Raw genomic sequence first — 24,908 nt, 5'->3', positions numbered from 1 at the left:
GCTCGGCTGGGAGTGCTTCCAGCAAAAGTGGTTTCCACTTTTGCGGTTCGGAAGCGCGACGAGGCCGGGACGTAAGGCCGGCGGGTCAGTGTTGTGGCGTAGAAAAGCGTTAGTATGGCGTATGGGATCTCCCCGGTGCGTGCCAACCCGGCGCGTGCCTCGCGAAAAGTTTTGAAAGCTCTAGGGGCACTGACGCTCAGTGTCGTTGCTTATGGCTTTGCGGTCCCCGGGACCGGTGGCTTCCGCGCCGTCGATCCCGCAACCGAACTTCCCCCAACCCCGATGGCGTCTCTCGATTTCGAGGGCGACCAGCCCGTCATCTCCGGCACGGTGGCTCCGCTTTTCCAGTCCGCGATGTTCTCGGGCCCCAACAGAACCGACAAGACCGACAGGGCGCGTCCCGAGGTCAATCTTGTTGCCTTTTCCCAGGCCTTTGATGCGGTGCGGCTCTCGATTGCATCGGCCCGTTCCGCTGGTGATCCCTACACCACCCAGCAATCGGGCGTTATGGTTGCCGAGGGTGATGAGGTTGAGAGCGAGGGGCCACGCATTTCCGTCGCCTCGATCGATCCCGACATGGTCAACTCATCTGGTCTGGCCGCCATCGACGCTATTTCCGAACAGGCGGATCGGGACCCCAATATCCCGAGCCCGGTCGGCGTTCCCGAAACGCTGGCCTATGGCCGCGCCAATACCCCGGCCACCGAGTTCACCGTCAGCCACACCTATTCCGAGCGTGAACAGTGGTGCATGGCGACGGGCATCTATTTTGAGGCGCGCGGCGAAAGCTATCGCGGCCAGGTCGCCGTCGCCCAGGTCATCATGAATCGCGTGGCTCACCCCAACTATCCCGACACCATCTGTGGAGTGGTCTATCAGAACCAGCATCGCCGCAATGCATGCCAGTTCTCATTTGCATGCGATGGCAAGACCAACGTCAACCGCACTTCGGAAGTGGCGGCCTGGGATCTCGCGCAGTCCATCACCCAGGAAGTGCTCAACGAGGAAATCTATCTGACCGAGGTCGCCGACGCGACACACTACCACGCGACCTATGTCCGCCCGGCATGGGCGCGCAACATGGACAAGCTGGCCCAGGTCGGATTGCACGTCTTTTACAGGTTCAAGCCGGGCTGGCGGTTTGGCTAACCAGAGCGTTTCCAGACCAAGTGGGGAACCGGTTGTCCGGTTCGGATAACGCTACAAAATCAGCCTAATACGTCCGGTAGCAGGAAACAAACGACCCGCTGGCCGAGCACGAACGCACCCCCCGGTCCGAAACGTTGTTGACCACCACATTTCCGCTGACCGGATTGCGGCCAACCGACAGGATCATGAAGCTCGATCCCTGGGGCCAAAGGCTATAGCCGTGGTAGTGTCGGGGTTCGTCGTAAACCCGGTTTACCTCTATCCCCGGATAAAGCACATGCGGCGAAACCAGTCCGTCGCTCGAATAGGTGCCGCTTGTGGTCGTCGCGATATTGACGTCGCGCACATGCCCATAACCCACCTTGCGCACGATGGACGACGAAATTGGCTCCAGCGAAACCTGATCCGCATAAGCGATTTCGTATTGCCGGTCGTAGAACTTCACCAGCGTAGTCAGTGGGGGCGGCTCGTGGCTGACCAGCCCGTCGGCGCGTGCCGGCGATACTGTGGCCAGCCCGGCTCCGAAAATTCCGGCCAGAAACAGGGCAGCCGCAACGCCGGCCCGATAGCGTAGCGCGATGCTCCTGCGGGGGCGGTTGTGGGATCGGTCAAAGCGCATGAACGTCTCTCCGGTTACGGCGTCTTAACGCTTTATCAACCTTTCCGATCCGTTAACGCAAAGCCTCATGCACTAAAGGGTTAATAGGTAAAATGAGAATAAAATTTTAGCGATTACAGAGAGTTAGGCGCATTTGGGCTTAAGTGCCCAGGCTCTCGAACACATCCACGAAATGGTCGTGGGCCTGTTGGGTCGGCCATGGCCGGATCAGCCGCTCAAAGCCCGGAAGATCGAACCCTGCAAGTGTCGGTTCTCCAAAGAACTTCCGTGCTTCGTCGGGGGCAAAGCCGGCCAGATTGACCGCCTCGAAGAACGCCGCCTCCCGATCAGCCCGCTTGATCAGCTTTGTCAGGGCCGCCGGCGCGATGGCTGGCAAGCCGAACCGGACATGGATAGCCCCAAGCAGGCGCGCCTCCACCTCGCGATAATTGCCGCCCATGGCAGCCTTGAAAGGGGAGATGATATCGCCCATCACATATTCGGGCGCGTCATGGAGCAGGGCATAGAGCCGCCCCTTGTCATCGATCTCTGGATCCATGGCCGAAGCGATCTCGAGCACCAGCACCGAATGCTGAGCCACCGAAAATGCGTAATCGCCCTTGGTCTGCCCGTTCCACCGCGCCACGCGCGCCAGCCCGTGCGCAATGTCGGATAGTTCCACATCGATGGGGGAAGGGTCCAAAAGATCGAGGCGACGCCCCGAAAGCATGCGCTGCCAGGCGCGGGATTGTGCGCGTGCCATTGCCCTCGGTCCTGCCTTTCAAGAGTGCTTCCAGGATAAGTGGAATGCACTTATCCGGTTCGGAAGCGCGATTAAACAAGGACTAGATCGCTTCATCGTTTCCACGAAACGGTGAAGTGATCTAATCGTCTTCGGAATCGCCGCCCGGCGCTGCAAAACCGTAGCGCGCCCATTCGGGCAGGGCAAGCGAGACAGGTGCGCCGGCAACGCTTGCTCCCTCGCCATCGGTAATCTTGTCGATCCGCGCAATACCGACAGCCCTGCCATCGACAACGCTGCCGATCGTGCCGACGTTCTTGCCTCCTATCATCACCGCATCGCCGCGCTCACCCGCCGAAATGTCCGACACGATCACCGGCCGCCGCCGCGCCGTACCGCGATGCTGCATACGCGACACCACCTCCTGGCCCACATAGCAGCCCTTTTTGAAATCGACCCCGCCCAGATGATCCATACCGATATCGTGCGGAAAAGCGTCCTCGGTTGGAAAGTCCGGTCCCATCTCGGCAATACCCGCCACAATGCGTGCCTTAGCTTGGCCGGTACCTTCGACCCAATCGTCAGACTCGGCCAGAGGGGCAATTACGCGATATCCCAGTCCTTCGTGGCGCCCATCGCGATGGACGATCCCAATCTGGGGCGCCTCAGCCGACCACCCGACCGCATGGGTCTCGGCCAGAACTTCGATGTCCATTTTGGCCCGCAGCCGATACATCTTCATGCGCTTGAAGAAATTCTCTGCCACCGAAGCCGGCACATCGAGCCAGTGAGCGCCATCAGCCCACCCGATTAGCCCCTCGGCGAGCAACTTGCCCTGCGGTGCCAGGAGCGCGAACCAGCGTGCCGTGCCATCCTCGAGCACCGGAGGTGTCAGGACATCATGGAGGAGATGGGTCGCATCCGGCCCCGAAATTTTGAAGGCCACCCGGTCGGCGCGCTTTTCGATTGTCATATGCTGCCCTTGCCTTGTTCCTGTGCCATCCGTTAAACCCGCCCCATTCAGTCGCCGAGCCGGAGGTATGCCATGAGTCGCCACTTCGATACGATTTTCAGAGGCGGCACGCTGGCCAATCACGACGGCATAGGTAGCGCTGATATCGGGATCATCAAGGGGCGCATCGCTGCCATTGGCTCGCTTCTGTCCGACACCGCCGATAACGATGTCGATTGCACGGGCCTTACCATCCTTCCTGGTGTCATCGATACCCAGGTCCATTTCCGCGAACCTGGTCTCGACCACAAGGAGGACCTTCAGTCCGGCTCTCTGTCGGCCGTGATGGGCGGAGTAACCGGCGTTTTCGAAATGCCCAACACCAATCCGCTGACCACATCCCGCGAAACCTTCGAGGACAAGATCGCCCGCGCCACCGATCGCATGCATTGCGATTTCGCGTTCTATATCGGTGGTACCCGCGAAAACGTCGCCCAATTGCCCAAACTCGAACGACTGCCCGGCTGCGCTGGCGTAAAGGTCTTCATGGGCTCGTCGACCGGCTCGCTTCTGGTCGCCGACGATGACGGCGTCGAAGCGATCCTTTCGGCCATCTCCCGCCGCGCCGCCTTCCATTCAGAAGACGAATACCGGCTTGAAGACCGGAAAGGCTTCCGCGTCGAAGGTGACCCGTCCTCCCACCCTGTCTGGCGTGACCCGCAAGCAGCGCTCCAATGCACCGAACGCCTTGTGCGCATCGCGCGCAAGACCGGCAAACGCATTCATGTCCTTCACATTTCGACAAAAGAGGAAATTGCCTTCCTCGCCGATCACAAGGACGTCGCATCCGTCGAAGTCACCCCGCATCATCTGACGCTGGACGAAACCGCCTACACCCGGCTGGGAACCTACGCTCAGATGAACCCGCCGGTCCGTGACGCCGAGCATCGCGAAGGCATCTGGCTGGGCGTTGCCAACGGTGTTGCGGATATTCTCGGTTCCGATCACGCGCCCCATACGCGCGAGGAAAAGGAAAAGCCCTATCCGTCGTCACCATCGGGAATGACCGGCGTTCAAACCCTCGTGCCCATCATGCTCGATCACGTCAACGCCGGACGCCTCAGCCTGCAGCGCTTCGTCGATATGACCAGCCACGGCCCCAACCGGCTGTTCAACCTCGCCTGCAAGGGCAGGGTGGCGGTGGGCTACGACGCCGATCTCACCATCGTCGATATGAACCGCACCCAAACCATCACCAATGATTGGGTCGCTTCAAAAGCTGGCTGGACGCCCTATGATGGCGTTTCGGTCAAGGGCTGGCCGGTCGGCACCATCATCCGCGGCAACACCGTGATGTGGGATGGCGAACTGGTCACACCCGCCCAGGGTCAGCCCATCCGCTTTATGGAAACGCTTCGCCCAGAGCATTGAGGTACTTGACCTCTCCCTTACCAAGGGAGAGGTCGGTTGGCATTGGGCCCTAAAGAGCGCTCAAGCCAGAGCCATCAGGCTTGCATTGCCCCCGGCCGCCGCCGTGTTGACGCTGGTTGAGACCTCATCGACCAGCAGGTCGATGGCAAACACTGCCTCGCCATTCTCCAACGCTTCGGTCGAAGCGCCCTGCACGGTCACGATCGGGCCGTCCCATTCCGCAACGGCTTTGCCCATTGCAGTGACAGCCTCACTATCACCCTCGACCAACACCGCCCGGGCTGAGCCCGGTACGATGTTCCGCACCACCTCAACGCGCTGCCTGATATCCTCGGGCAAATCACGGATTACCGACCCAAGATCACCCGACGCCTTGACCAGGACGTGATTTCCTGCGGCCAGCCCCGCGGCCAGCCCATGAACAAGCCCGGTCAAGGTCTTGGCGCTGAGCAGGATTTTGCCCTTGGGTTTGGTCAGATAGGTGTTCCGCTCACCCACCGGTCCGTCGAGTTCGGAAAAGGCGTTGATGGCCGGGTGGCTGGCATAGTTCAGCGTCACCTCGGCAAGGTCGTTCCGGCTGTTTTCGCGCAGCCATTCGGCCAGTGTCACCAGCGTCGGACCGGCCTGTCGCGCCGGCAACCCCCAGACCGTCTGACTGGTCGTCCGCACCAGTCTCCTTAGATAAAGGGGCCCGCCGGCCTTGGGGCCCGTACCCGACAGCCCGTGCCCGCCAAATGGCTGCACGCCCACAACCGCTCCGATCTGATTGCGGTTGACGTAGATGTTGCCGACCTCGATCTTGGACGAGACCTCGGCAATCGTCGTGTCGATCCGCGTATGCAGCCCAAAGGTCAGCCCATATCCCAGCGCGTTGATCTTTTCGATCAGTGCATCGAGGTTCTTGCGTTGGAACCGCACCACGTGCAGCACCGGCCCGAACACCTCGCGCCCGAGCTCAAGGATATCGTTGATCTCGATCAAGGTCGGGGGCACATATGTCCCCTGTTGCGCCAGTGTTGGCAGCCCAAGCTGTGTCACCGCTCGGCCCCTGCCTCGCATCTCCTCGATATGGGCATTGATCCCATCGCGCGCTTCAGCGGTGATCACTGGTCCCACGTCAACGGTCAGCCTGTCGGGATTGCCCATATCGAGCTGCCCCATGGCACCCTTGAGCATATCCAGCGTCTTGTCGGCCACTTCTTCTTGCAGGCACAAAACGCGCAACGCCGAACAGCGTTGTCCCGCGCTGTCGAAAGCGGAAGCCAGAACGTCCAGCACCACCTGTTCGGTCAGTGCCGAAGAGTCGACGACCAGAGCGTTCTGTCCGCCGGTTTCCGCCACCAGCGGAATCGGCGCGCCGTTCGACAGGGTCCGTCCGGCAAGCTGCTTCTGGATCAGGTGCGCCACTTCGGTCGAGCCGGTAAACATCACACCGGAAGTCGCTTCATGCCCGACCAGCGCAGCGCCCACCTTGCCATCACCCGGTGCAAACTGAAGCACGTCGGCGGGCACCCCGGCCGCGTGCATCAAATCCACGGCCAGTTGGGCAATCAGTGGCGTCTCTTCGGCTGGTTTGGCGATTACGGGGTTGCCCGCCACCAGCGCAGCCGACATCTGTCCGGTAAAGATCGCCAGCGGGAAATTCCACGGTGAAATGCACACCATCGGCCCGAGCGGGATATGGGTATCGTTGGCAAAGGTCTCTTTGACCTGCTTGCCATAATAGCGCAGGAAATCAACGGCCTCGCGAACTTCGGCGATCGCATTGGCTGCAGTCTTGCCCGCCTCGCGCATGGCCAGCGACATGAAGATTTCCATCTGGCTTTCCATGGCGCCTGCCGCCCGCATCAACATGGCGCCGCGCTCGGCGGGCGGTGTTGCCGCCCATCCCGGTGCGGCGCGCTGTGCCCTGGCCATGATTGCGTCGATCTGGTCCACTGAAGGTTCGATCACTTCGCCCACCACGTCGCGATGGTCGGCCGGGTTGAGCACGGGCCGGCTCTCGCCCTTGGCATCCTCCGATTTGGCAACCCATGACCGTTCCGCACCTGCCTTGAGGCTCTTTTCCAACGCCCGCAAAGCCTGTTCGTTGGACAGATCGATCCCGCGCGAATTGCGCCGCCCGGCGGCCAGAATGTCCTTGGGCAGATCGATCTGTTCGTGGGGAGCACCGAGCGGCGAAATCTGGCGCGCGACTTCCACCGGATCGGCAATCAGCCGGTCCACAGGCACGTCCTCATCGGCGATCTGATTGACAAAGCTCGAATTGGCCCCGTTCTCAAGCAGTCGCCGCACCAGATAGGCCAGCAGCGTTTCATGGCTTCCCACCGGCGCATAAATGCGGCAGGGACGGTTCAGCTTGTCCTTGGGTACCACCTGCTCATAAAGCGGCTCGCCCATGCCGTGCAGGCACTGGAATTCGTAACTGCCAACCGCGAAATCGGGTCCGGCGAGTTCATAAATCGTCGCCATGGTCTGGGCATTGTGGGTGGCAAACTGCGGAAATATCACGTCGCGGGCCGCCAGCAGCTTCTTGGCGCAGGCGATATAGCTCACATCGGTATGGACCTTGCGGGTGAACACCGGAAAATCTTCCAGCCCATCTATCTGAGCGCGCTTGATCTCGCTGTCCCAATAGGCTCCCTTGACCAGACGCACCATGATCCTGTGGCTCGAGCGCCTTGCAAGATCGATGATCCAGTCCAGAACGAATGGGCAGCGCTTGGAATAGGCCTGAACCACAAATCCAATCCCGTTCCAGCCATCGAAATCCGGATCGGTGGCCAATGCTTCGAGCAGATCAAGCGAGAGTTCGAGCCGGTCCATCTCCTCGGCATCGATATTGAGCCCGATGTCGTAGGACTTGGCCAATGCCGCCAGTTCCTTGAGCCGCGGAAGCAATTCGGCCATCACCCGCCCATATTTGGTGCGGGCATATCGCGGATGCAGCGCGGAAAGTTTGATTGAAATGCCCGGCCCCGCATACGGGCCCTTGCCAGCAGCCCCTCTGCCAATGGCATGAATTGCCTCGACATATTCGCCCATATACCGGTCCGCGTCGTGCGCGGTGGTCGCCGCCTCTCCGAGCATATCGTAGGAATAGCCAAATCCTTTGGCTTCCCACGATCTCGCGTTCTTGATTGCTTCGCCGATATCCTGCCCGGCAACGAACTGTTCCCCCAGCATCCGCATCGCCATCTTCACGCCGGCCCGGATCACCGGCTCGCCCGACCGTGCTACGATCCGCGACAGCGCATTCGACAATCCCGACTCATCGACCGGCGTCACCAGTTTTCCGGTTACCACCAGCCCCCATGTCGCCGCGTTGACAAAGACCGAGCGGTCGAGCCCGAGATGCTTTTGCCAGTTGCCCGGCGCAATCTTGTCGGCAATCAACAGGTCGCGCGTGGAGTTGTCCGGCGTCCGCAGCAGCGCTTCGGCCAGGCACATGAGCGCGATGCCCTCCTGGCTCGACAGGGCATATTCATGCATCAGCCCCTCGACACCGGCCCCGGCACCCTTGGCGCGGATGCCCCGAACGGCCTTCTCGGCAATCGCACGAATGGCCCTGGCCTGTTCCGGCTTAACCGCTGCCGCGTCGATCAGTGCCGGAACGATCTCGGGTTCAGGCAGCCGATAGGCTGAAGTGATGGCTTCGCGCAGTGCCGTATCGGTCTTTATGGGCCTGTCCGAAAACGCTTCGAACGGGGAAGTCTGGGATACCGATATGGACATGACGTCTCCTCTGGCCCGAGTGCGCGGGCATATGCCTTGAATGCTGCGGAAACTAAGCGAGTTTCATCGGAGGTCTAGGAGATAAGGGCGAAGAAACTCGTAAAAAATACGGAATTTCGAGCTATATGGCATCAACTGTGCAGAATTTGTCAGAACACGACGTCTTCATGACGTTCGTCATGCGAAGTTTCGGGCGATTCTCCACCTCCGCCGGCAATATTGCCGCCCCAGCGTTTCCTCTCTAAAAGCGTTAATTCATGAGCGAAACGACCCCACCACAGATCGGCCCGGTGATCCAGATGGCCCGCAAGTCGCGGCATCTGACGCTCGAGCAGCTGGCCAAACTGTCCGGCGTGTCGCGCTCCATGCTCAGCCAGATCGAGCGGAGCGAAACCAATCCCACATTCGCGGTTGTCTGGAGTCTCACCCAGGCCCTCAATATCGAATTTTCCGATCTCGTGTCCGGCGATGCGGTGGCCCGGAAATCGGCACTTATCGACATCGTTCCTGCCGATCATGTTCCGTTGATCGCCTCCCCCGATGGCGCTTGTAGGCTGAAAATTCTCTCCCCGCCGGCCCTGGCCGGCAAGACCGAATGGTATCAGGTAGAAATCGAGCCCGGCGGCGCTCTTGTCAGCGCCCCCCACGCCCCCCGGACCCGCGAGCATTTCACAGCGCTCACCGACGGGATCGCCATCACCAGTGGCGAAACGACGACCGCCCTGACAGCCGGCGAAGTCGCGCGCTATTCAGCCGACGTGCCTCACGCCATTTCCAACACCTCGGACGCCGTCGCCAGCGGTTGGCTCGTCGTGCTCTACAACTGATCTTTTCCGCTCGCCGGTGCCACGCCCTCACCGTCATCCCGGACTTGATCCGGGATCCAGTACCCCAAGCGCCTCCACATTTCCCATCACGCCGCAACTCTCCCCACGCCTGTCACGTTGGCCCTCCAATGCCATTGACGGAAATTCCAATATATTGGAAACTCCCTCCAACAAAAAGGAGTAGCCCTCATGATGGACGGTTTCGCCCAGCACCTCAGCCAGACCCTCGACGGCATTCGTAATGAGGGGCTTTTCAAGTCCGAAATGGTCATCGGCTCGGCCCAGCAGGGCGAGGTCACCGTCGGCGGCCGCACCATGGTCAATCTGTGCGCCAACAACTATCTCGGCCTCGCCAATGATCCGGAAGTGGTCGAGGCCAGCGCCAAGGCACTGGAAAAATACGGCTCGGGCATGGCCTCGGTTCGCTTCATCTGCGGAACCCATGAGCTTCACAAAGAACTCGAGCAGACTGTCGCCCGATATCTCGAAAAGGACGACGCCATTCTGTTCGGTTCGTGTTTCGACGCCAATGGCGGCATTTTCGAAACCCTGCTCGGCCCTGAAGATGCGGTGATTTCCGATACCCTCAACCACGCCTCGATCATTGACGGTGTGCGCCTTTCCAAGGCCCGGCGCTACCGCTTCCATACCTCCGACATGGATGATCTGCGCCTGCAGCTCCAGGCAGCCGAAGACGATGGTGCGCGCTTCAAGCTCATCGTCACCGATGGTGTGTTTTCCATGGATGGCTACATCGCTAGATTGCCCGAAATCTGTGACCTCGCCGAAGACTACAAGGCCGCCGTGCTGATCGACGAATGCCACGCCACCGGCCATCTTGGCGAAAAGGGCAGGGGCACGCCGGCCCTCACCGGTGCAGGCAACCGCGTCGACATCATCTCCGGCACCTTCGGCAAGACGCTTGGCGGCGCCATGGGCGGCTTCATCGCGGGGCCCCAGCCCGTGGTAGATCTGCTGCGCCAGCGGGCACGCCCTTACCTTTTCTCCAACGCCCTCCCGCCGTCGGTCGCCGCCGGGGCCATAAAAGCCATAGAGATCGCCGAAAAGGCCGATGACCGCCGCGCGACGCTCGACCGGCACACCAAACGCTTCCGCTCTGCCTTGGCCGACGCCGGGTTCGATCTCCTGCCGGGCGAAACTCCCATCATTCCCGTGATGCTCCACGACGCCGTCAAGGCCCAGAGCATGGCCAAGGCCTTGCAGGACAAGGGGGTTCTGGTGTCCGCCTTCTCCTTCCCGGTCGTACCAAAGGGCAAGGCCCGCATCCGCACCCAGATGTCGGCCGGGCTGTCCGACGACAACATCTCGTTTGCCATTGACGCCTTCATCAGCGCCGGAAAAGACCTCGGAGCCATCTGAATGACCCGCACCATGAAAGCTCTCGTCAAGGCCAAAGCCGAACCGGGCCTGTGGATGGAAGACGTGCCGGTCCCGCAAATCGGTCCCGACGACGTTCTCGTCAAGGTCGCCAAGACCGGTATCTGCGGCACCGACCTGCACATCTATAAATGGGACAACTGGGCCCAGGGCGCTGTTCCCGTACCCATGACCGTTGGCCATGAATATTCGGGCACGATTGCTGAGCTCGGCGCCAACGTGACCCACCTCAAGATCGGCCAGCGCGTTTCGGGCGAAGGCCATGTCATTGGTTTCAAATCCCGCGCCAGCCGGGCAGGGCGCTTCCATCTCGATCCCGAAACCAAGGGCGTCGGCGTCAATCTGCCCGGAGCCTTTGCCGAATACGTCAAAATTCCCGCCTTCAATATCGTCCCGCTCCCCGACAGCGTAGATGACGAGTTGGCGTCCATCCTCGATCCGCTCGGCAACGCCGTCCACACAGCGCTCGCCTTCGATCTGGTGGGCGAGGATGTCTTGATCGCCGGCGCCGGGCCCATCGGCATCATGAGCGCGGCGGTGGCGAAACATGTCGGCGCCCGCCATGTCGTTATTACCGATCCCAACGACAATCGGCTGGAACTGGCCAGAAAGACCGAGCCTGCCGTGATCACCGCCAACACATCCGACGATTTGCGCGCCGTCGCGAAATCACTGGGCATGAATGAAGGCTTCGATGTCGGCTTTGAAATGAGCGGCGCCCCCGCCGCCATGGCCACGCTGACCGATCACCTCGTCATGGGCGGCAAGATCGCCATGCTCGGGCTGCCCGCCAAACCGTTTGAATACGACTTTGCCAAGATGGTCCTCAAAATGCTCACCATCAAAGGCATCTACGGCCGGGAGATGTTCGAGACCTGGCACAAGATGCTCGCCATGCTCCAGTCGGGGCTCGATATCCGCCCGGTCATCACCAACCGGTTCCCTGCCACCGAGTTCGACACCGCCTTCCAGTCCGCCATCCAGGGCGGCGCAGGCAAGATCGTTCTCGAATGGTCAACATGAGCAAACGGTAAGGTGACCGCCGCAAATTCACCCTATATGGCACATTAACAACGGCTTTCATCGTTCCGGCCTCTTGTCGAAAGTGTCACCATGAGCCCTGTTCCGCCCAAGATCCGCCGCGCCCTGATGCTGGTCAATCCCAATGCAAGGCGCGGCAGCGAAGCTGTAGAGCCGATCGCCAAACGGCTGCGCTTTCTCGGCCTTGAGGTCGTGATCGAGCGTTTCCAGAGTCCGGAGGAACTGGCTGCCGATATCGCCCGTCGTCGCCATGAAGTGGATTTGGTCATCGTCTGCGGCGGCGATGGTACGATGAACGCGGCGGCCCCGGCTGTTATCGAGACCGGCCTGCCCATGGGCATCATTCCAATGGGCACCGCGAACGATCTGGCGCGCACGCTCCACATTCCGGAAAATTTTGCGACCGCAGCCGATATCATCGCTGCAGGCCACACCCGTACGATCGATGTCGGTCTGGTCAATGGCCGGCCGTTTTTCAACGTAGCGAGCATCGGGCTTTCCGCCGAACTGGCAAACAAGCTCGACAAGGGCACAAAGCGCCGCTGGGGCAAGCTCGGCTATGCAATGACAGCCCTCAAGATCGCCTCGACCGCCCATCCCTTTCACGCTGAAATCGTCAGTTCCAGCGGCACCTCAAAGGTCAAGACGCTCCAGGTCGCGGTCGGCAATGGCCGCTATTATGGCGGCGGAACGGTTGTGGAGGCCGACGCGACGATCGATGACGGCACGCTCGACCTCTACAGTCTTGAAGCCCGTGACGTCTGGCAACTGGTCACAATGCTCGGAGCCTTCCGTCGCGGCACGCATGGTACCTGGCGCGAGGTGCGCACCGAAAAATGCGTCGCGTTTGAGTTGCGCACCGCCCAACCCATGGACGTCAATGTCGATGGCGACATCATAACCAAAACGCCCGCCCGCTTCGAAATCCGTCCCAAAGCCATCACGGTCTTCGTGCCCGAAGGCAATGCTGCGGCGTAAAGCCTTGCCAAACCGGACCGCTCTCTGTCATCGAAGAGGCGACCACGATGGACGCCCCGATGCCCAGACCCAAGCTTCATTCTGACAACACGATCCTGGCCGCCGCCCAAAAGGTGCTGCTGACAAAGGGGCCTTCGAGCTTCACCCTCAGTGACGTGGCAAATGAAGTCGGCATTTCACGCGCCGCCCTGATCCAGCGCTTTACCGATAAGAAAACCCTTCATTTCAAGGTTATGGAGCGCTCCACGCAAGAGGTTCGCGACTATTTCGCCGCCGCCCCGAAAGAGATCGGCCTCGATCCGCTTTGGGCGATGCTGACCGATCTCATCGACGGCATGGGAGCAGGGGACGATTTCGCCGGCTATCTGCTGCTCGAATGGAACGACGTCGTCGACCAAGAGCTCAATCGCCTGGCGCGGGAACGCAACGCGCTTGTCCTCACCGCCATCCACGAACGCCTGCCCGGTGAACCACACGATCCCGCCATTGCCGCATCGCTTATCCAGTCGGTCATCCAGGGTGCCTGCATGCAATGGCTGATCGCCAAACAGGGGCCGCTCAACACTTTCGTCATCGATCAAACCCGCCGCATCCTGTCGGTTCTCTATCCCGACCACCATTTCGATTGACGGATGCAGATAGCTGACTTAAGTCAGCTATCATGTCGCACGATCCGATTGCTCGTTTCCGCCGTTTCTCCCGCGCCGTCACCTCCGAGGTCGGCGCGCTCGACGATTCCTTTCTTGGTCGCGGACGGCCGCTCGGCTCGGCCCGCGTGCTCAACGCCATCGGCCACGGTCGCGCCGACATCACCCAATTGCGCGATTATCTCGGTCTCGACTCGGGCCTGATGAGCCGCCTCCTGCGCGGTCTGGAGGATGAAGGGCTGGTCGAGACCCGGCCCGACCCGCAAGACGGTCGCCGGCGCCGCCTTGTCCTGACCTCGGCCGGCCAAGACGAATTTGCAGCCTATGAGGAGATTTCCAACTCACGCGCCGAAGCCCTGCTGGACCGGCACCCGCACCCCGAGGCGCTTCTGGCTGCCATGGATATGGTCGCCTCTGCCCTCGGCCGCGACCGGATCGCGCTCGAGGAAGTCGATCCGCGCAGTGAACCTGCACGCTTCTGCCTGCGGCAATATTACGAGGAACTGGCGCGCCGATTTGAGGAAGGCTTCGACGTCAAACGTTCCGCGGACCCTGACGCAATCGACATGATCCGCCCGCGAGGTGCGTTCATCCTGGCGATTTCCGACGGCCTGCCCATCGGCTGCGTCGGCCTCAAGGGGACCGATAGGGGCTATGCCGAAATCAAACGGCTCTGGGTCGCCCCTTCAGCTCGTGGCCTCGGTCTCGCCCATCGCCTGATGGCCGCCGTGGAAGCCAATGCCCGTGACCTTGGCGTCACCGTGCTTCGCCTCGACACCAATCGCGCGCTCCCCGAAGCAATCGCCATGTACCGCAAGACCGGCTGGACCGAAATCGATCGGTTCAACGACGATCCCTATCCGGACTTCTTCTTCGAAAAACGCCTGTAGCTTCGAGCGCACATCAAGCTCCACCGCAGCCAAACCCCGGCCATGCTCGCGATCCAGCATCGGGCGGCGCAGCCGTTTCCCCCACCCTCAAATCCCCCGCCGTCACCCCGGCCCTTGAGCCGGGGTCTAGTACACTCAGAGCCCAAGATTGGCCTGCGAACGCCCCCAGATGGCCCATCGACACGTTCAAACCACCTCCACTTGATAATAACCGACGTGTCTGTTATATATAGCCCTGCGTCGATCCCCGATGCGACCCGATAACAGATTCCGTCAGTTCCATGTCTTCCGCCGTTCTCACCAGAACAGCGGCCGCCTCGCCGCGCGCCGCAAAAAAACCATTCGCCCTTGATCTCGACAGCGCCGCGTTCGCGCGCCTGGCCGCGTCCGACGGTCCCACGCTCTCTTATCGCGCACTTTTCTCTCCCCATGCCGACCTGCCCAACAACCTGAAACGCTGGGGTGAGCATCACGGCACCGAAATGCGCCGCCTGATGCTCAAGTCACGCGATCGCGGCACCCGCTCGGAAAAATTCCTGTTCGCACTCCCCGATGGATACGCCATCGAAACCGTCCTCATCCGGCGGCGCGATGGCTATACCGCCTGCGTGTCTTCCCAGGTCGGCTGCGCCTTCGCCTGCCGCTTCTGCGCTTCGGGACAGGCGGGCCTCAAACGCAATCTTTCCGCTGGCGAAATCGTCGAACAGATCGTGCGCCTCGGACCCAGGGTCAACCGCATCGTTTTCATGGGCATCGGCGAACCGCTCAACAATTACGATAACGTTCTCAAAGCCATTCGCATCCTGCGCGACAGGGCAGGGCTGGCCCTGCCGGCCTCTGGCATGACCATTTCCACGATCGGTATTCCCAAGGCCCTCAAGGCGCTGCGCGAGGAGCACCTCAAGATTAACCTCACCATCTCCCTCCACGCCACGACGCAGGAAACCCGCGCCGCCCTTATCCCCGGCGCCAAAAAGCACGATATCGGCGAGGTCGTCGCCCGCGCCCTTTCATGGGCCGAGCGCCACAGCCGAATTGTCACCTTCGTCTATCTCGTCCTGCCCGGCATCAACGATACGCACGCCGATCTCGATCGGCTCTGCGCGATGTTTGCCGGCCAACCGGCCCGCATCAATCTCATGCGCTGGAACCCCGTCGATGGCGTGGCGCTGCGCCGCACCGACGATCACACACTCGCCGCCTTCCGCCATGGCCTCGAACGCGCCGGCATCCCCGTCGTCGTGCGCGACACCCAGGGCCGCGACATCACCGCCGCCTGCGGGCAATTGTGGCTGCGAGATCTCAATGGCTCGCCCTTGGCAACGGCCCGATAGCCGCCATTCGACGCTCGATAAAGTCAACCGAGGCCGCCACGCCGTCTTCGTCCCTGATCGCCGAACCCAATTGAGCGGCCTTCGCTCGCATATCATGGTCATCCATAGCAGTAAGCACTCTGGCCACAGCGTCCACGCTGAGATTGTTCCTGTCCAGCGCAGCGGGGCCGGCCCCAAGCGTCGCCACGCGACGTGCCCAGAAGGGCTGATCGCCGAAAAACGGACAGATCGCCGTTGGCTTGCCGGCGCGCAGGGCCGCGCCCGTCGTTCCGGCGCCCCCATGATGCAAGGTCGCATCGACATGCTTGAACAGTTGGTCGTGCGGCGCCGCTGAAATTGCAAGAACGTCAGGCAGATCCTCGACGATTTCCAGCGCCCCCTCTCCAGTAGCGATCAACCCGCGCTTTCCCGCCTGCGCCAGCGCTGCAACGATCGTCTCGGTCATAGCCCGGGAATCCACGCCCGGCATGGAGCCAAAGCCGCAATAGACCGGTGCCGGCCCAGCAGCGAGAAAGCCGGCCAATGCCGGATCGGGCCGCCAGTCGGGTGTGTCGAGAAACCAGTAGCCGCTCACCAGCACATCGGGTCCCCAATCACGGGGCACAGGCAGAACCTGCGGTGAATAGGCGTAAAGGGTGCCAAGGGATCGAACATCTGCGGTGCTGCGACCGGCCAGCCCCAGTGTGTCATGACGAAATCGCTTGATCAGCTTTCGGAAAAGCATGCTCGCCGCGTGCGTGCCCAGCACATGGCTGACCTTGTTGAGCGGACCGAGATTGTCGAACGGCAGTAGCGGAGATGGAAAGTCCGATGTGGGTGTAAATCCCGGCAACGGAGAAGCCAGAACATGCTGGCAGCCCAGCGCCTCAGCCATATGCGGTGTGGCGAAGGACTTGGGATGAAACACAATCAGATCGGGGCCGAATGCCCTGATCGCCGCCCACTCGGCATCCAGAAGCCTTTCACCTAGCGGCCTCATGTGTTTGAGGAGCTTGAGCCCGGCACCAAATCCCTTGCTGCTGCCCATGGCCGCCTTGCCCTCCTGCGTGTCGAGCAGGGCCAGCAAGTCTCCGGGCAGCGGTGCAAAAGGAATACCGTATTCGGCAACCAGGCCGGTAAACTGCTCGGGCGCCAGCAGGATCACGCTGTGCCCACGCCCGGCCAGCCCGCGCGCCAGCGCGATGTAGGGCTGAACGTCGCCGCGTGTGCCCATGGTGGTGATAGCGATCCGATACATCTGCTCAATCCTGCTGCATATGGCCGACGCTATCGGCGTAAAGCCATGCCAGCCTGTCGAGAAACCAGATCTGACCACCCACGATCATCACAATGCCCAGCGCGGTCGCCCAGACGTCGAGCCAGTAGAGCCCGCCAATCAGCGGCAGAATTCCAAGACTGCTCCCCGCAATGATCCAGAACGTCGCGCGCGCGTGATGGGCGGGCAGGGGAGTCTCCCTGCGCTTCAGCCACAGCCGCTCGCCCATGATCGCCCGCGTTTCCCACCGCTCCATGTCGTGGGCGGGCGAAAAGATCCGCGTATTGAGCCAGAGAAACCCGACAACCAAGGCAATGGGCGCCAGGCACCACAAGCCTATCCATTCGCGCGACCATACAGCAAGGGCGAAAGCGGGAACGCTCAACAGCCGTGTCCACACGCTCCAGGGGTTGGCATGACGCAGCCAGGAAACCTCCGTCATGCCCATCCCCGATTCGATGGCCTTATCCAACCGCACGCTGATTTCCCTTTCTCATGTCGCTGAGGGCCTGTTTCTGGCAGCCGGCAATATCGCAACAAAGGACAACCCGATCACTGCGTATACCCCGGCGCGAGCCGGCAGATTTCCAATCGACATCTGTGGGACAAGGAAGGACGATGCAGACGCACAAAGAGCCGCGCTGCCGCTTCCCTGTCCAAGCCGGCAAAAGTATCCAGAACGCGGGCCAAATGTCGGTTCGGCTCCGCGGCATCGTCGCGGACGGCACCAGCCCTGCGGCCCTTGCCGCCCCTTGTTCAACATGCCTCTGGACCCGCTCTCAACTTGATGTCATGATGCTTCGATCATACAGACCGACGGTCGGTTTTTCAATTGATGAATACAACCATCACTGCACGACGCAAAAATCTGCCACCCGAGGCGCGCCGCGCCCAACTCGTGGACTGCGCCCAAACGTTGTTTGCTAACAAGGGTTATGAGGCCACCACCATCGGCGATGTCATGGCCATGGCCGGTGTGTCAAAAGGCGGATTTTATCACCATTTCGAATCCAAGGAGGCGCTGCTAGAAGCGCTGGCCGAGCGGATGGCGGTGCAGGCGCTGGCAACCATCGAGCCCATTCTTGAGGACCCGTGGCTCGATCCCTTCACGCGCCTTAACCGTATTCTGCGGCAATTGCGCATCCGCAAGACCCAGGCCGCGCCGGAAATCGGCAAGGCTTTCGACGCTGTGTTCCAGCCCGGCAACGTCATGCTGTTCGACCGCATCCGGCGTGCTATCACCGCGATTGTCGCGCCGGCGATTTCTCGGGTCATTGCCGACGGCGTTGCGGAAAAGGTCTTCGACGTCCCCGATCCGGAGAGCTGCGTCGAAATCATTCTCCATCTCAACGCCGCCGCCTATGATGCAATCTCTGCCGCCATGGTTGAGCGAGACAGGGGAGAGCGCGGCCCGGCGCTCGAGCGGCTCTATCGCATAATGGAGATGCAGGGGATTGCCGTGGACAGACTTCTGGGGCTGCCTGACCGCTCGCTAACCTGGATCGAACCCGGGACGTTGGAAAAGCTCTTGCAGCTACCCGCCGGCGAGGCATCCGCCCGCTAGCGAAAAGAGCCTACTGCAACACCCTGTCGAGCGTGTATTCGCCGTTGCTGATTCGATCCGGGATGTTCCCGATCAGCTTTGCGACGGCCTCTTCGCCATAATCGCGCACCAGCGTGGCGATCGCCGCAAACAACGCCGCATGGGCCAGCGCTTCGGTATCGACACCGTCCGTATCGGCCGAATTCCAGGCTTCCGCCAGATATTCGAGAGCGATCTGACGTTCTTCCTGCTCGGCCTCGATGGCGGCGGATTCGGTCGGAAATGGAAATGTGGTGCGCGTGGTCATGATCGCTAGTTAGCATGCCTTTGGGGCGCTGCTAAGAGGAAATGACCAATTGGTTAACGTGGCGCGTCAAATTGGGCCGGAGCGTTGCATCCGAGACCTTCAACGGGGAAATTTCATTCCGCGTAGCGTTGATGAATGTCACGCGCCAGCGAATCCCCTTCGGTCAACAGCCGTGTTATCGCCACCTCGGCAGAAGGCGTGCAACTGCGGTAAAAGCGGGCATAAGCCTCATATCCCGCGTTGAACGCCCCGGCCAGCCGTGCCCGGCGATCCGGGTCAGGCTCATCCAGTTCGATCAACTCGGCCATCTGCCCGCGCCAATCTGTCGTGCGGTCTCCGCACAAGGGGGCCAGCATATAGAGCGAGCCCAGGATTTCCGACAGCCGTTCCATCTGCCCCTGATAGGGCGGATCGACGGCCAGAGCGGAGGAGGGGGCGGCGAGAATCGCCACAACAAACAGGCACCGGATCGCTTTCATCGTTCCACCCCCGCGAGCCCGAGACACTGGGCACAGGCGTGAACAATCTCGGCGAGGTGGTCGGTCGTGCGATAGGCGTGCACCTCGTCCACATGCACCCAGTCCCAATCGCTGATTTCGTGGCTGATAACCGGCGCCGCCATAGGGCAGTGGGCTGCAAACACCGCCAGGGTGTAGGTCTTTGCGCCTTCTCCCACAGTCTCGACCAGCACCTGAATGGGATTGGAAACCAGAAGCCGGGTTTCTTCGAACAATTCGCGCTGCACGCAATCGAGCGGGGTTTCCCCTGGCTCCATCCGCCCACCCGGAAACGTCCACATGCCCAGAAAAGGCGCATAGGCGCGCTGAATCAACAACACCTGATCGCCATTGAAAAGCCCGATCGAGCATGCGTCGGGCTTCATGTGCTCGCTGCCATTGCTATAGTGGTCGGGAACGGAGAACAAAGACTCATGTGCGGACGATACGCGGTTACCTTGCCAGATGAGGCGATGCGCCAGATATTTGCTACCGACAACCTAATTCAGTCCGTGCCGCGCTACAACATTGCTCCCACCCAGCCCGTGATCGCCATTTGGGTCGATGATGCCATGCGACGCACGGCAAAGCTCGCCCGTTGGGGGTTGGTGCCTGGATGGGTCAAGGACCCGCGGGAGTTCCCGCTCCTTGTCAACGCCCGCGCAGAAACCATGGCGACCAAGCCCGCCTTCCGCGACTCGGTGAAACACAAGCGCTGCATCCTGCCGGCTTCGGGCTATTACGAATGGCAGACCCTGCCCAACGGCAAGAAGCAGCCCTATTACATCACCCTCAAGGACAATGAGCCCTTGGCCCTTGCCGGGCTCTATTCGAGCTGGATGGGCCCCGATGGCGAGGAAATCGATACCGTCGCGACAATTACAGTGCCTGCCGGACCAGATGTCGCCCACATTCACGACCGTATGCCGGCCCTCATGCGGGGTGGCCAGATCGATGCCTGGCTCGATACAAAAAACGTGCGATTCGCCGAGGTGGAGCCCTTCGTGGTGCCTCAACCGGCCGGCGTGATGGCCTTTCATCCCGTCTCGACCCGAGTCAATTCTGCCGCCAACGAGGGGGCCGATCTCATCGCACCCGTGAGCGAAACGATCCCCGACGACACCAATGACAAGTCCATGACAGTCAAGACAAAAAAGTCGACACAGCTCGATCTTTTTTAAGGTTTCGGGTCGGAACCGGTTCCCCGATCGCTCGTTCTTGGAGCAGGAATTTTCGTGCTCGCATGTCGATTTGACACAAACGCACTCGATTTTTTCGTCAAGCCTTGTTATTTATCTCTCGTGGCACCAAGTGCGGTGTCCCGAGGTCAGGCTGGAGAACGGCATCATGGTAACACAAACTGCATGGACACGCCTGACCGCGTCCGAGGACACCTGCGTACGATTTAATCTCAAACGTACCAGTCTCATGTGTCGCTCCTGGATGTGGCGCGTATAGCGGCTGATAGTTAGCCTCTCCGCCCCGTCACAAGACCCTCACATTAGACTGTTAGCACCGCCCGGGGCTGGGCGGAATCGCGTATCGCAGAGTGTTCGATCATGACCAAGCCAATCGTTATTTCAGTTGCCGGTGAACCCCAGGGTGTCGTTGTTCCCAACGGCCAGGATTTCCGTTTCATGGCAGTCAAGCTGGGCGTGTTTCCGCTCGATGGTCGGATTTTCCAGTCCATCGACGCCGCTCGCGCCGCGGCGGAGGCCGTGGTCGAAGGGGCGACGGAACTCGCCAATTCGTTCGAGCCCAATGACGGCAATGACAGTGGACTTGTCGCTTAAGGCAGAGAGCCCCGGATCACCCGATCACACAACAGCCTGATGGCGCCGCGCACGGCGTCGCCATCGGGGTATTTTCCCAGTATCCCTGCCCCCGACGCCAAGAGTACCGTTGCAAGGCGATCGCCATCGTCGATTCCGGCATCGGAAAAAGCGCGCTTGAGGCTATCTGCAACTGCATCGTCTGCCCGTTTGAATTTGTGAGCCAGCCGCTGCGGCTCGTTCACCAGTTCGGCTGCATGTGGCGAGCCCTGCAGCATGTCGGCTATGCCTCCAAACATCTCTGCCAGCCCGTTGCCCACCCGTTCCGCCAATGGCCCCTCGGCCTCGAAAGCGCGGGCGAACACCTTGGCCTTCTCGCTGACCAGTTCTTCGATAAGGGCTTCGAACAGCGTGTCCTTGTCCGAAAACTGCGCATAGAGGGTGGGCTTGGCGATACCCGCCTCCTTGGCGATCGCCTCCATCGTCGTCGCGCGAAATCCGGTCCTGAGCATCACCTCGCGCGCTGCATCGAGGATGCGGCGGCGCTTTTCCAATACCCGTGGAGAAAGGTTGGCCAAAACCTGAAACACTCCTATTGAACGTTTTGAACGAATATCGTATATATCGTTCAATATTTTCAATCCGTCGGATAGAACCCATGACCGATCGCGTTCTTCTCACCGGCATATCCGGCTTTCTGGGCGGCCATGTCGCTCTCCAATTGCTCAATGCCGGTTATACCGTGCGCGGCAGCGTGCGCAATCTCTCCCGCGCCGACAGCGTCAAGGCGATGCTCGCCAATGCGGGAGCCGATATCGCGAACCTGGAATTTGTGGCCCTCGATCTGGAAAGCGACGACGGCTGGCAGGCCGCAATGGACGGTGTGCGCTTTCTCCAGCACACCGCCTCGCCCTTTGTCCTGCGGATGCCTGAGGACAAGAACGATCTGATCCGGCCCGCCGTTCGCGGCACTGAACGGGCTCTCAATGCCGCGCTGGCCGCCGACGTCGAGCGCATTGTGCTTACCTCATCCATGGCCGCCATCGCCTATGGGCACGAGAAAGCCCGTACCGCCCCGTTTACTGCCAATGACTGGACCAATCTCGAGGGCCGAGGCGTGACCCCCTATATCGAGTCCAAAACGCTGGCCGAGCGCCGCGCCTGGGAAATCATGCGCGCAGCCGATCGCGAACGGGATTTGGCGACGATCAATCCGTCGGGAATTTTCGGACCGCTACTCAATGAAGACCCTGGAACCTCGGTCACGCTCGTCCAGCGGCTGATGAACGGCTCGGTGCCGGCCTCCCCGCGCATTCCACTCGTCGCTGTCGATGTGCGAGACGTTGCCCAGGCTCACCTTGCCGCAATGGTCTCCCCCGAAGCCGGCGGCCACCGTTTTCCGATGGGAGAACGCACCATGTTTTTTGCCGAGGTCGCAACTCTGCTGCGCCACGCATTTCCCGATTACGCCAAGAAGATCCCCCGGCGTGAACTACCCGACTGGGCCGTCCGTCTCTACGCGCTGTTCGATAGGGACGTCCGCTCCAATCTGGGAGAACTCGGTGTGATCAAGCGGCTCGATTCCTCGAGTGTCGTGCGTCTGCTCGACCGCAAATTGACTCCTGCAGAAAAATCGTTCGTCGCCACAGGCGAAAGTCTGATCGCGCAGGGATTGGTTTAGCGTCTGTAGGGCAACGGGCCCTAAACCCCGATCTCGAAATACCCCAGCGCGTCCCCGATCTCGTCTTCCTCGTAACCGAGATGAGAGAGCAGCACGCGCTCAAGTGTGTCGTTGATCTCGCGCGCCTGCGCAAAATTTGTAGCGCTCGGATCGCCCACCAGCGCGTTGAGAGCCGCAATCAGCTTGACGAGCAGCGCATGCACGATTTCGTGCTCGGCCTGTAGCCGGTCGATCACCTTCTTCCAGGCCTCACCCTTTTCAGAGAGCGCGGGAAAGATGTGCGCGTCCTCGATCGAGTGATGCATATGCACGGTCTGGCAATGCTGGCCGCACAAATTACCGAACTGGCGATAGTTGGAAACCATCGTCAGCGCTTCGGTCTCCGCCTCGACCTCCTCGACCGATTTCTCGCCCGCCATCACCTCATCGATCATGTTGCGCAACACGGTAACGTTCTGCCGCAGATGATCGTGGATCATCTTGAGGTGCCGGCCCGGTGCGCGCTGATGGGCGGTTAGATTTTCGAGCTTGGGCGCCCTCGGGCGTGTGGAATCGTCAAGAAAGGCAATATCGAGAAGCATGGCAATGTGAGGTCCGTTTAGTATCGGCCCCAATCTAGGCATTGCCAGCTCGATTTCTACCCCAACATTTTCCCCGGATTGAGAATCCCTTTTGGATCGAGCGCCGATTTGATCGCCTTCATCATTTTCAGTGCCACAGGGTCCTTTACCTGCCTGAGCAACTCGGTCTTGAGCTGTCCGATCCCGTGCTCGGCCGATACCGACCCACCCAGCTCGAGCACCACGCCATAAACCGCATCATGAACCGCTTCCGCGCCATCCATGAATGCCTTGCCATCCGCCCCCTCGGGCTGGGAAAAATTGAAATGGATATTGCCATCGCCCAAATGCCCGAACGGCACGGGCCGGATGCCGGGCACCGCCTTTTGCGCCGCCTCACTGCCCCGCGCGATCAATTCGGGCACCGCCGCCACGGGCACCGAAACGTCGTGCTTTATCGACGCCCCTTCGCGCGATTGCACTTCGCTCATCTGCTCGCGCGCCGCCCAGAATGCCTCGCGCTGGCTCAACGTTTCCGCAATCACGCCATTGCCGACCAACCCGCTCTCGAATGCCTCCTCGACCGCCTGTGACAGCCCGCCCGCCACGCCACCCCTGGGCACCGAAATCTCGACCAGCACATACCAGTCCGACATCTCCGCCGTCGGATCCTGCGCCATCATCTTGTGCTTGAGCTGAAAATCGATCCCGATCCGCGGCATCAACTCGAACGCCGTCAACGTATTTCCGGCCCGGGCCCGCATCATCGTGAACAGCTCCAGCGCCGCCTCGGGCGATGCTACATTGACCAATGCCGTCTCATGTGCATCGGGCTTGGGAAAAAGCTTCAGCGTCGCCGCCGTGATGATCCCCAGCGTCCCTTCCGACCCCACCAGCAGATCTTTCAGATCATAGCCCGTATTGTCCTTGCGCAGCGCATTGAGCCCTTTGTAGATCGACCCGTCCGCCATCACCGCCTCGACACCCAGGCAAAGTTCGCGCGCGTTGCCATAGGAAAGCACCTGCACGCCCCCGGCGTTCGATCCCAGCACCCCTCCGATTCGCGCCGAACCCTGCGAGGCGATATAGAGCGGAAACAGCATCCCCGCTTCCTCGGCAATCTCATGGGCTTCCTGCAGCGTCGTGCCCGCATCGAGTGTCATGTGGCCGGCCGCAGCATCGACGTTCCGTACGCCCTTGAGCTTGGAAATCGAAAGGATAACCTCGTCCCCGAACAGCGGAACCTGTCCGCCCACCAGCCCTGTATTTCCCGCCTGAGGGACAATATGTACGCCAACTTCGCTGGCCCATTCCATCACCGCCTGCACCTCGGCCACGGTTCGAGGCAAGGCCACTGCCTGGGCTTGCTTGTGAAACCGGTGACGCGGCTCGGAAACATAACCCGCCATATCGCCCGCTTCGGAAACAACGCTGTTCTCGCCGAGAAGCTGGACAAGGGCTGGCACGATCTGGTCTTTGGAAAGGGTCATCTTGAAAGTCTTTCTGCAAGCAGTTGGACCAACTATCGCATGGCGGGCAGGGGATTCGCTACCGCACCGGGCCGCTTCCCA

General features: G+C 60.9%; 25 protein-coding genes. 13 read left to right on the top strand and 12 right to left on the bottom strand.

The window, feature by feature from the left end:
* Positions 1 to 114: 114 nt before the first annotated feature.
* Positions 115 to 1,149: a cell wall hydrolase gene (locus OF122_RS15610; protein ID WP_264225112.1), complete on the top strand. Its 1,035-nt coding sequence runs from the start codon at positions 115 to 117 to the stop codon at positions 1,147 to 1,149.
* A gap of 64 nt (positions 1,150 to 1,213) precedes the next feature.
* Here OF122_RS15610 and OF122_RS15605 read toward each other — a convergent pair whose 3' ends face one another.
* From OF122_RS15605 to ygfZ, 3 genes are all read right to left on the bottom strand, one after another.
* Complete coding sequence (locus OF122_RS15605; RefSeq protein WP_264225111.1) at positions 1,214 to 1,768, bottom strand: hypothetical protein; 555 nt, start codon at positions 1,766 to 1,768, stop codon at positions 1,214 to 1,216.
* A gap of 139 nt (positions 1,769 to 1,907) precedes the next feature.
* Complete coding sequence (locus OF122_RS15600; RefSeq protein WP_264225110.1) at positions 1,908 to 2,510, bottom strand: HD family hydrolase; 603 nt, start codon at positions 2,508 to 2,510, stop codon at positions 1,908 to 1,910.
* A gap of 121 nt (positions 2,511 to 2,631) precedes the next feature.
* A complete protein-coding gene (ygfZ, locus tag OF122_RS15595) occupies positions 2,632 to 3,462 on the bottom strand; it encodes a CAF17-like 4Fe-4S cluster assembly/insertion protein YgfZ (RefSeq protein WP_264225109.1) in 831 nt (276 codons plus the stop codon).
* A 72-nt stretch (positions 3,463 to 3,534) separates the two neighbouring features.
* Between ygfZ and OF122_RS15590 the strand changes: the two genes are divergently transcribed.
* Entirely contained in the window at positions 3,535 to 4,872 is a 1,338-nt protein-coding gene (locus tag OF122_RS15590) for a dihydroorotase (RefSeq protein ID WP_264225108.1), read from the top strand.
* A 60-nt stretch (positions 4,873 to 4,932) separates the two neighbouring features.
* Here the strand turns inward: OF122_RS15590 and putA are convergent, their stop codons facing one another.
* Complete coding sequence (gene putA, locus OF122_RS15585) at positions 4,933 to 8,607, bottom strand: trifunctional transcriptional regulator/proline dehydrogenase/L-glutamate gamma-semialdehyde dehydrogenase (protein ID WP_264225107.1); 3,675 nt, start codon at positions 8,605 to 8,607, stop codon at positions 4,933 to 4,935.
* Positions 8,608 to 8,864: 257 nt separating this feature from the next.
* On the opposite strand from putA, the gene OF122_RS15580 reads away from it, so the two are divergent.
* The 7 genes from OF122_RS15580 (at position 8,865) to rlmN (ending at position 15,722) form a co-directional block, all read left to right on the top strand.
* Entirely contained in the window at positions 8,865 to 9,434 is a 570-nt protein-coding gene (locus tag OF122_RS15580) for an XRE family transcriptional regulator (protein WP_264225106.1), read from the top strand.
* A 189-nt stretch (positions 9,435 to 9,623) separates the two neighbouring features.
* Positions 9,624 to 10,814: a glycine C-acetyltransferase gene (locus OF122_RS15575; protein WP_264225105.1), complete on the top strand. Its 1,191-nt coding sequence runs from the start codon at positions 9,624 to 9,626 to the stop codon at positions 10,812 to 10,814.
* Entirely contained in the window at positions 10,815 to 11,855 is a 1,041-nt protein-coding gene (gene tdh, locus OF122_RS15570) for an L-threonine 3-dehydrogenase (RefSeq protein WP_264225104.1), read from the top strand.
* A 90-nt stretch (positions 11,856 to 11,945) separates the two neighbouring features.
* Positions 11,946 to 12,851: a lipid kinase gene (locus OF122_RS15565; protein WP_264225103.1), complete on the top strand. Its 906-nt coding sequence runs from the start codon at positions 11,946 to 11,948 to the stop codon at positions 12,849 to 12,851.
* A gap of 59 nt (positions 12,852 to 12,910) precedes the next feature.
* Positions 12,911 to 13,480, top strand: a complete 570-nt coding sequence (locus OF122_RS15560; protein ID WP_264225102.1) for a TetR/AcrR family transcriptional regulator — start codon at positions 12,911 to 12,913, stop codon at positions 13,478 to 13,480.
* A 32-nt stretch (positions 13,481 to 13,512) separates the two neighbouring features.
* On the top strand, positions 13,513 to 14,388 hold the full coding sequence (locus OF122_RS15555) for a bifunctional helix-turn-helix transcriptional regulator/GNAT family N-acetyltransferase (RefSeq protein ID WP_264225101.1): 876 nt from the start codon (positions 13,513 to 13,515) through the stop codon (positions 14,386 to 14,388).
* 281 nt (positions 14,389 to 14,669) lie between these two features.
* The gene (gene rlmN, locus OF122_RS15550) at positions 14,670 to 15,722 is read left to right on the top strand and encodes a 23S rRNA (adenine(2503)-C(2))-methyltransferase RlmN (RefSeq protein WP_264225100.1); all 1,053 of its coding nucleotides are present in this window, start codon (positions 14,670 to 14,672) and stop codon (positions 15,720 to 15,722) included.
* On the opposite strand, the gene OF122_RS15545 is transcribed toward rlmN, so the two are convergent.
* Positions 15,691 to 16,959, bottom strand: a complete 1,269-nt coding sequence (locus tag OF122_RS15545; RefSeq protein WP_264225099.1) for a glycosyltransferase — start codon at positions 16,957 to 16,959, stop codon at positions 15,691 to 15,693. The two genes, rlmN and OF122_RS15545, sit on opposite strands and share 32 nt — an antisense overlap.
* A 4-nt stretch (positions 16,960 to 16,963) precedes the next feature.
* Positions 16,964 to 17,455: a DUF6653 family protein gene (locus OF122_RS15540; RefSeq protein ID WP_264225098.1), complete on the bottom strand. Its 492-nt coding sequence runs from the start codon at positions 17,453 to 17,455 to the stop codon at positions 16,964 to 16,966.
* A gap of 357 nt (positions 17,456 to 17,812) precedes the next feature.
* On the opposite strand from OF122_RS15540, the gene OF122_RS15535 reads away from it, so the two are divergent.
* On the top strand, positions 17,813 to 18,541 hold the full coding sequence (locus tag OF122_RS15535) for a TetR/AcrR family transcriptional regulator (protein ID WP_264225097.1): 729 nt from the start codon (positions 17,813 to 17,815) through the stop codon (positions 18,539 to 18,541).
* Positions 18,542 to 18,551: 10 nt separating this feature from the next.
* Here OF122_RS15535 and OF122_RS15530 read toward each other — a convergent pair whose 3' ends face one another.
* From OF122_RS15530 to OF122_RS15520, 3 genes are all read right to left on the bottom strand, one after another.
* Positions 18,552 to 18,827 carry a hypothetical protein gene (locus OF122_RS15530; RefSeq protein ID WP_264225096.1) on the bottom strand — a complete coding sequence of 92 codons (276 nt, stop codon included), beginning with the start codon at positions 18,825 to 18,827 and terminating at the stop codon, positions 18,552 to 18,554.
* A 113-nt stretch (positions 18,828 to 18,940) separates the two neighbouring features.
* Positions 18,941 to 19,306: a TIGR02301 family protein gene (locus tag OF122_RS15525; protein ID WP_264225095.1), complete on the bottom strand. Its 366-nt coding sequence runs from the start codon at positions 19,304 to 19,306 to the stop codon at positions 18,941 to 18,943.
* The gene (locus tag OF122_RS15520) at positions 19,303 to 19,710 is read right to left on the bottom strand and encodes an NUDIX domain-containing protein (RefSeq protein ID WP_264225094.1); all 408 of its coding nucleotides are present in this window, start codon (positions 19,708 to 19,710) and stop codon (positions 19,303 to 19,305) included. The genes OF122_RS15525 and OF122_RS15520 overlap by 4 nt, the downstream gene beginning before the upstream one ends.
* A gap of 48 nt (positions 19,711 to 19,758) precedes the next feature.
* Here OF122_RS15520 and OF122_RS15515 point away from each other — a divergent pair, with 48 nt between their 5' ends.
* Both OF122_RS15515 and OF122_RS15510 read left to right on the top strand, forming a co-directional pair.
* Positions 19,759 to 20,505, top strand: coding sequence for an SOS response-associated peptidase (locus OF122_RS15515; protein ID WP_264225093.1), 747 nt, complete (start codon positions 19,759 to 19,761; stop codon positions 20,503 to 20,505).
* A gap of 378 nt (positions 20,506 to 20,883) precedes the next feature.
* A complete protein-coding gene (locus OF122_RS15510; RefSeq protein WP_264225092.1) occupies positions 20,884 to 21,117 on the top strand; it encodes a hypothetical protein in 234 nt (77 codons plus the stop codon).
* Here OF122_RS15510 and OF122_RS15505 read toward each other — a convergent pair.
* Positions 21,114 to 21,674 (bottom strand): TetR/AcrR family transcriptional regulator, encoded by a 561-nt coding sequence (locus tag OF122_RS15505; protein ID WP_264225091.1) that lies wholly within the window; start codon positions 21,672 to 21,674, stop codon positions 21,114 to 21,116. The two genes, OF122_RS15510 and OF122_RS15505, sit on opposite strands and share 4 nt — an antisense overlap.
* Positions 21,675 to 21,754: 80 nt before the next feature.
* Here OF122_RS15505 and OF122_RS15500 point away from each other — a divergent pair, with 80 nt between their 5' ends.
* Positions 21,755 to 22,777 carry an SDR family oxidoreductase gene (locus OF122_RS15500; RefSeq protein ID WP_264225090.1) on the top strand — a complete coding sequence of 341 codons (1,023 nt, stop codon included), beginning with the start codon at positions 21,755 to 21,757 and terminating at the stop codon, positions 22,775 to 22,777.
* A gap of 20 nt (positions 22,778 to 22,797) precedes the next feature.
* Here OF122_RS15500 and OF122_RS15495 read toward each other — a convergent pair whose 3' ends face one another.
* Both OF122_RS15495 and OF122_RS15490 read right to left on the bottom strand, forming a co-directional pair.
* On the bottom strand, positions 22,798 to 23,358 hold the full coding sequence (locus OF122_RS15495) for a hemerythrin domain-containing protein (RefSeq protein WP_264225089.1): 561 nt from the start codon (positions 23,356 to 23,358) through the stop codon (positions 22,798 to 22,800).
* Positions 23,359 to 23,414: 56 nt separating this feature from the next.
* Entirely contained in the window at positions 23,415 to 24,827 is a 1,413-nt protein-coding gene (locus OF122_RS15490) for an FAD-binding oxidoreductase (protein WP_264225088.1), read from the bottom strand.
* Positions 24,828 to 24,908: the final 81 nt, after the last annotated feature.

It is taken from the genome of Pelagibacterium flavum, assembly GCF_025854335.1.
Classification (GTDB): domain Bacteria; phylum Pseudomonadota; class Alphaproteobacteria; order Rhizobiales; family Devosiaceae; genus Pelagibacterium; species Pelagibacterium flavum.
Note: the sequence above shows the minus strand (reverse complement) of the source record. Positions and strands in the feature narration are given on the sequence as shown.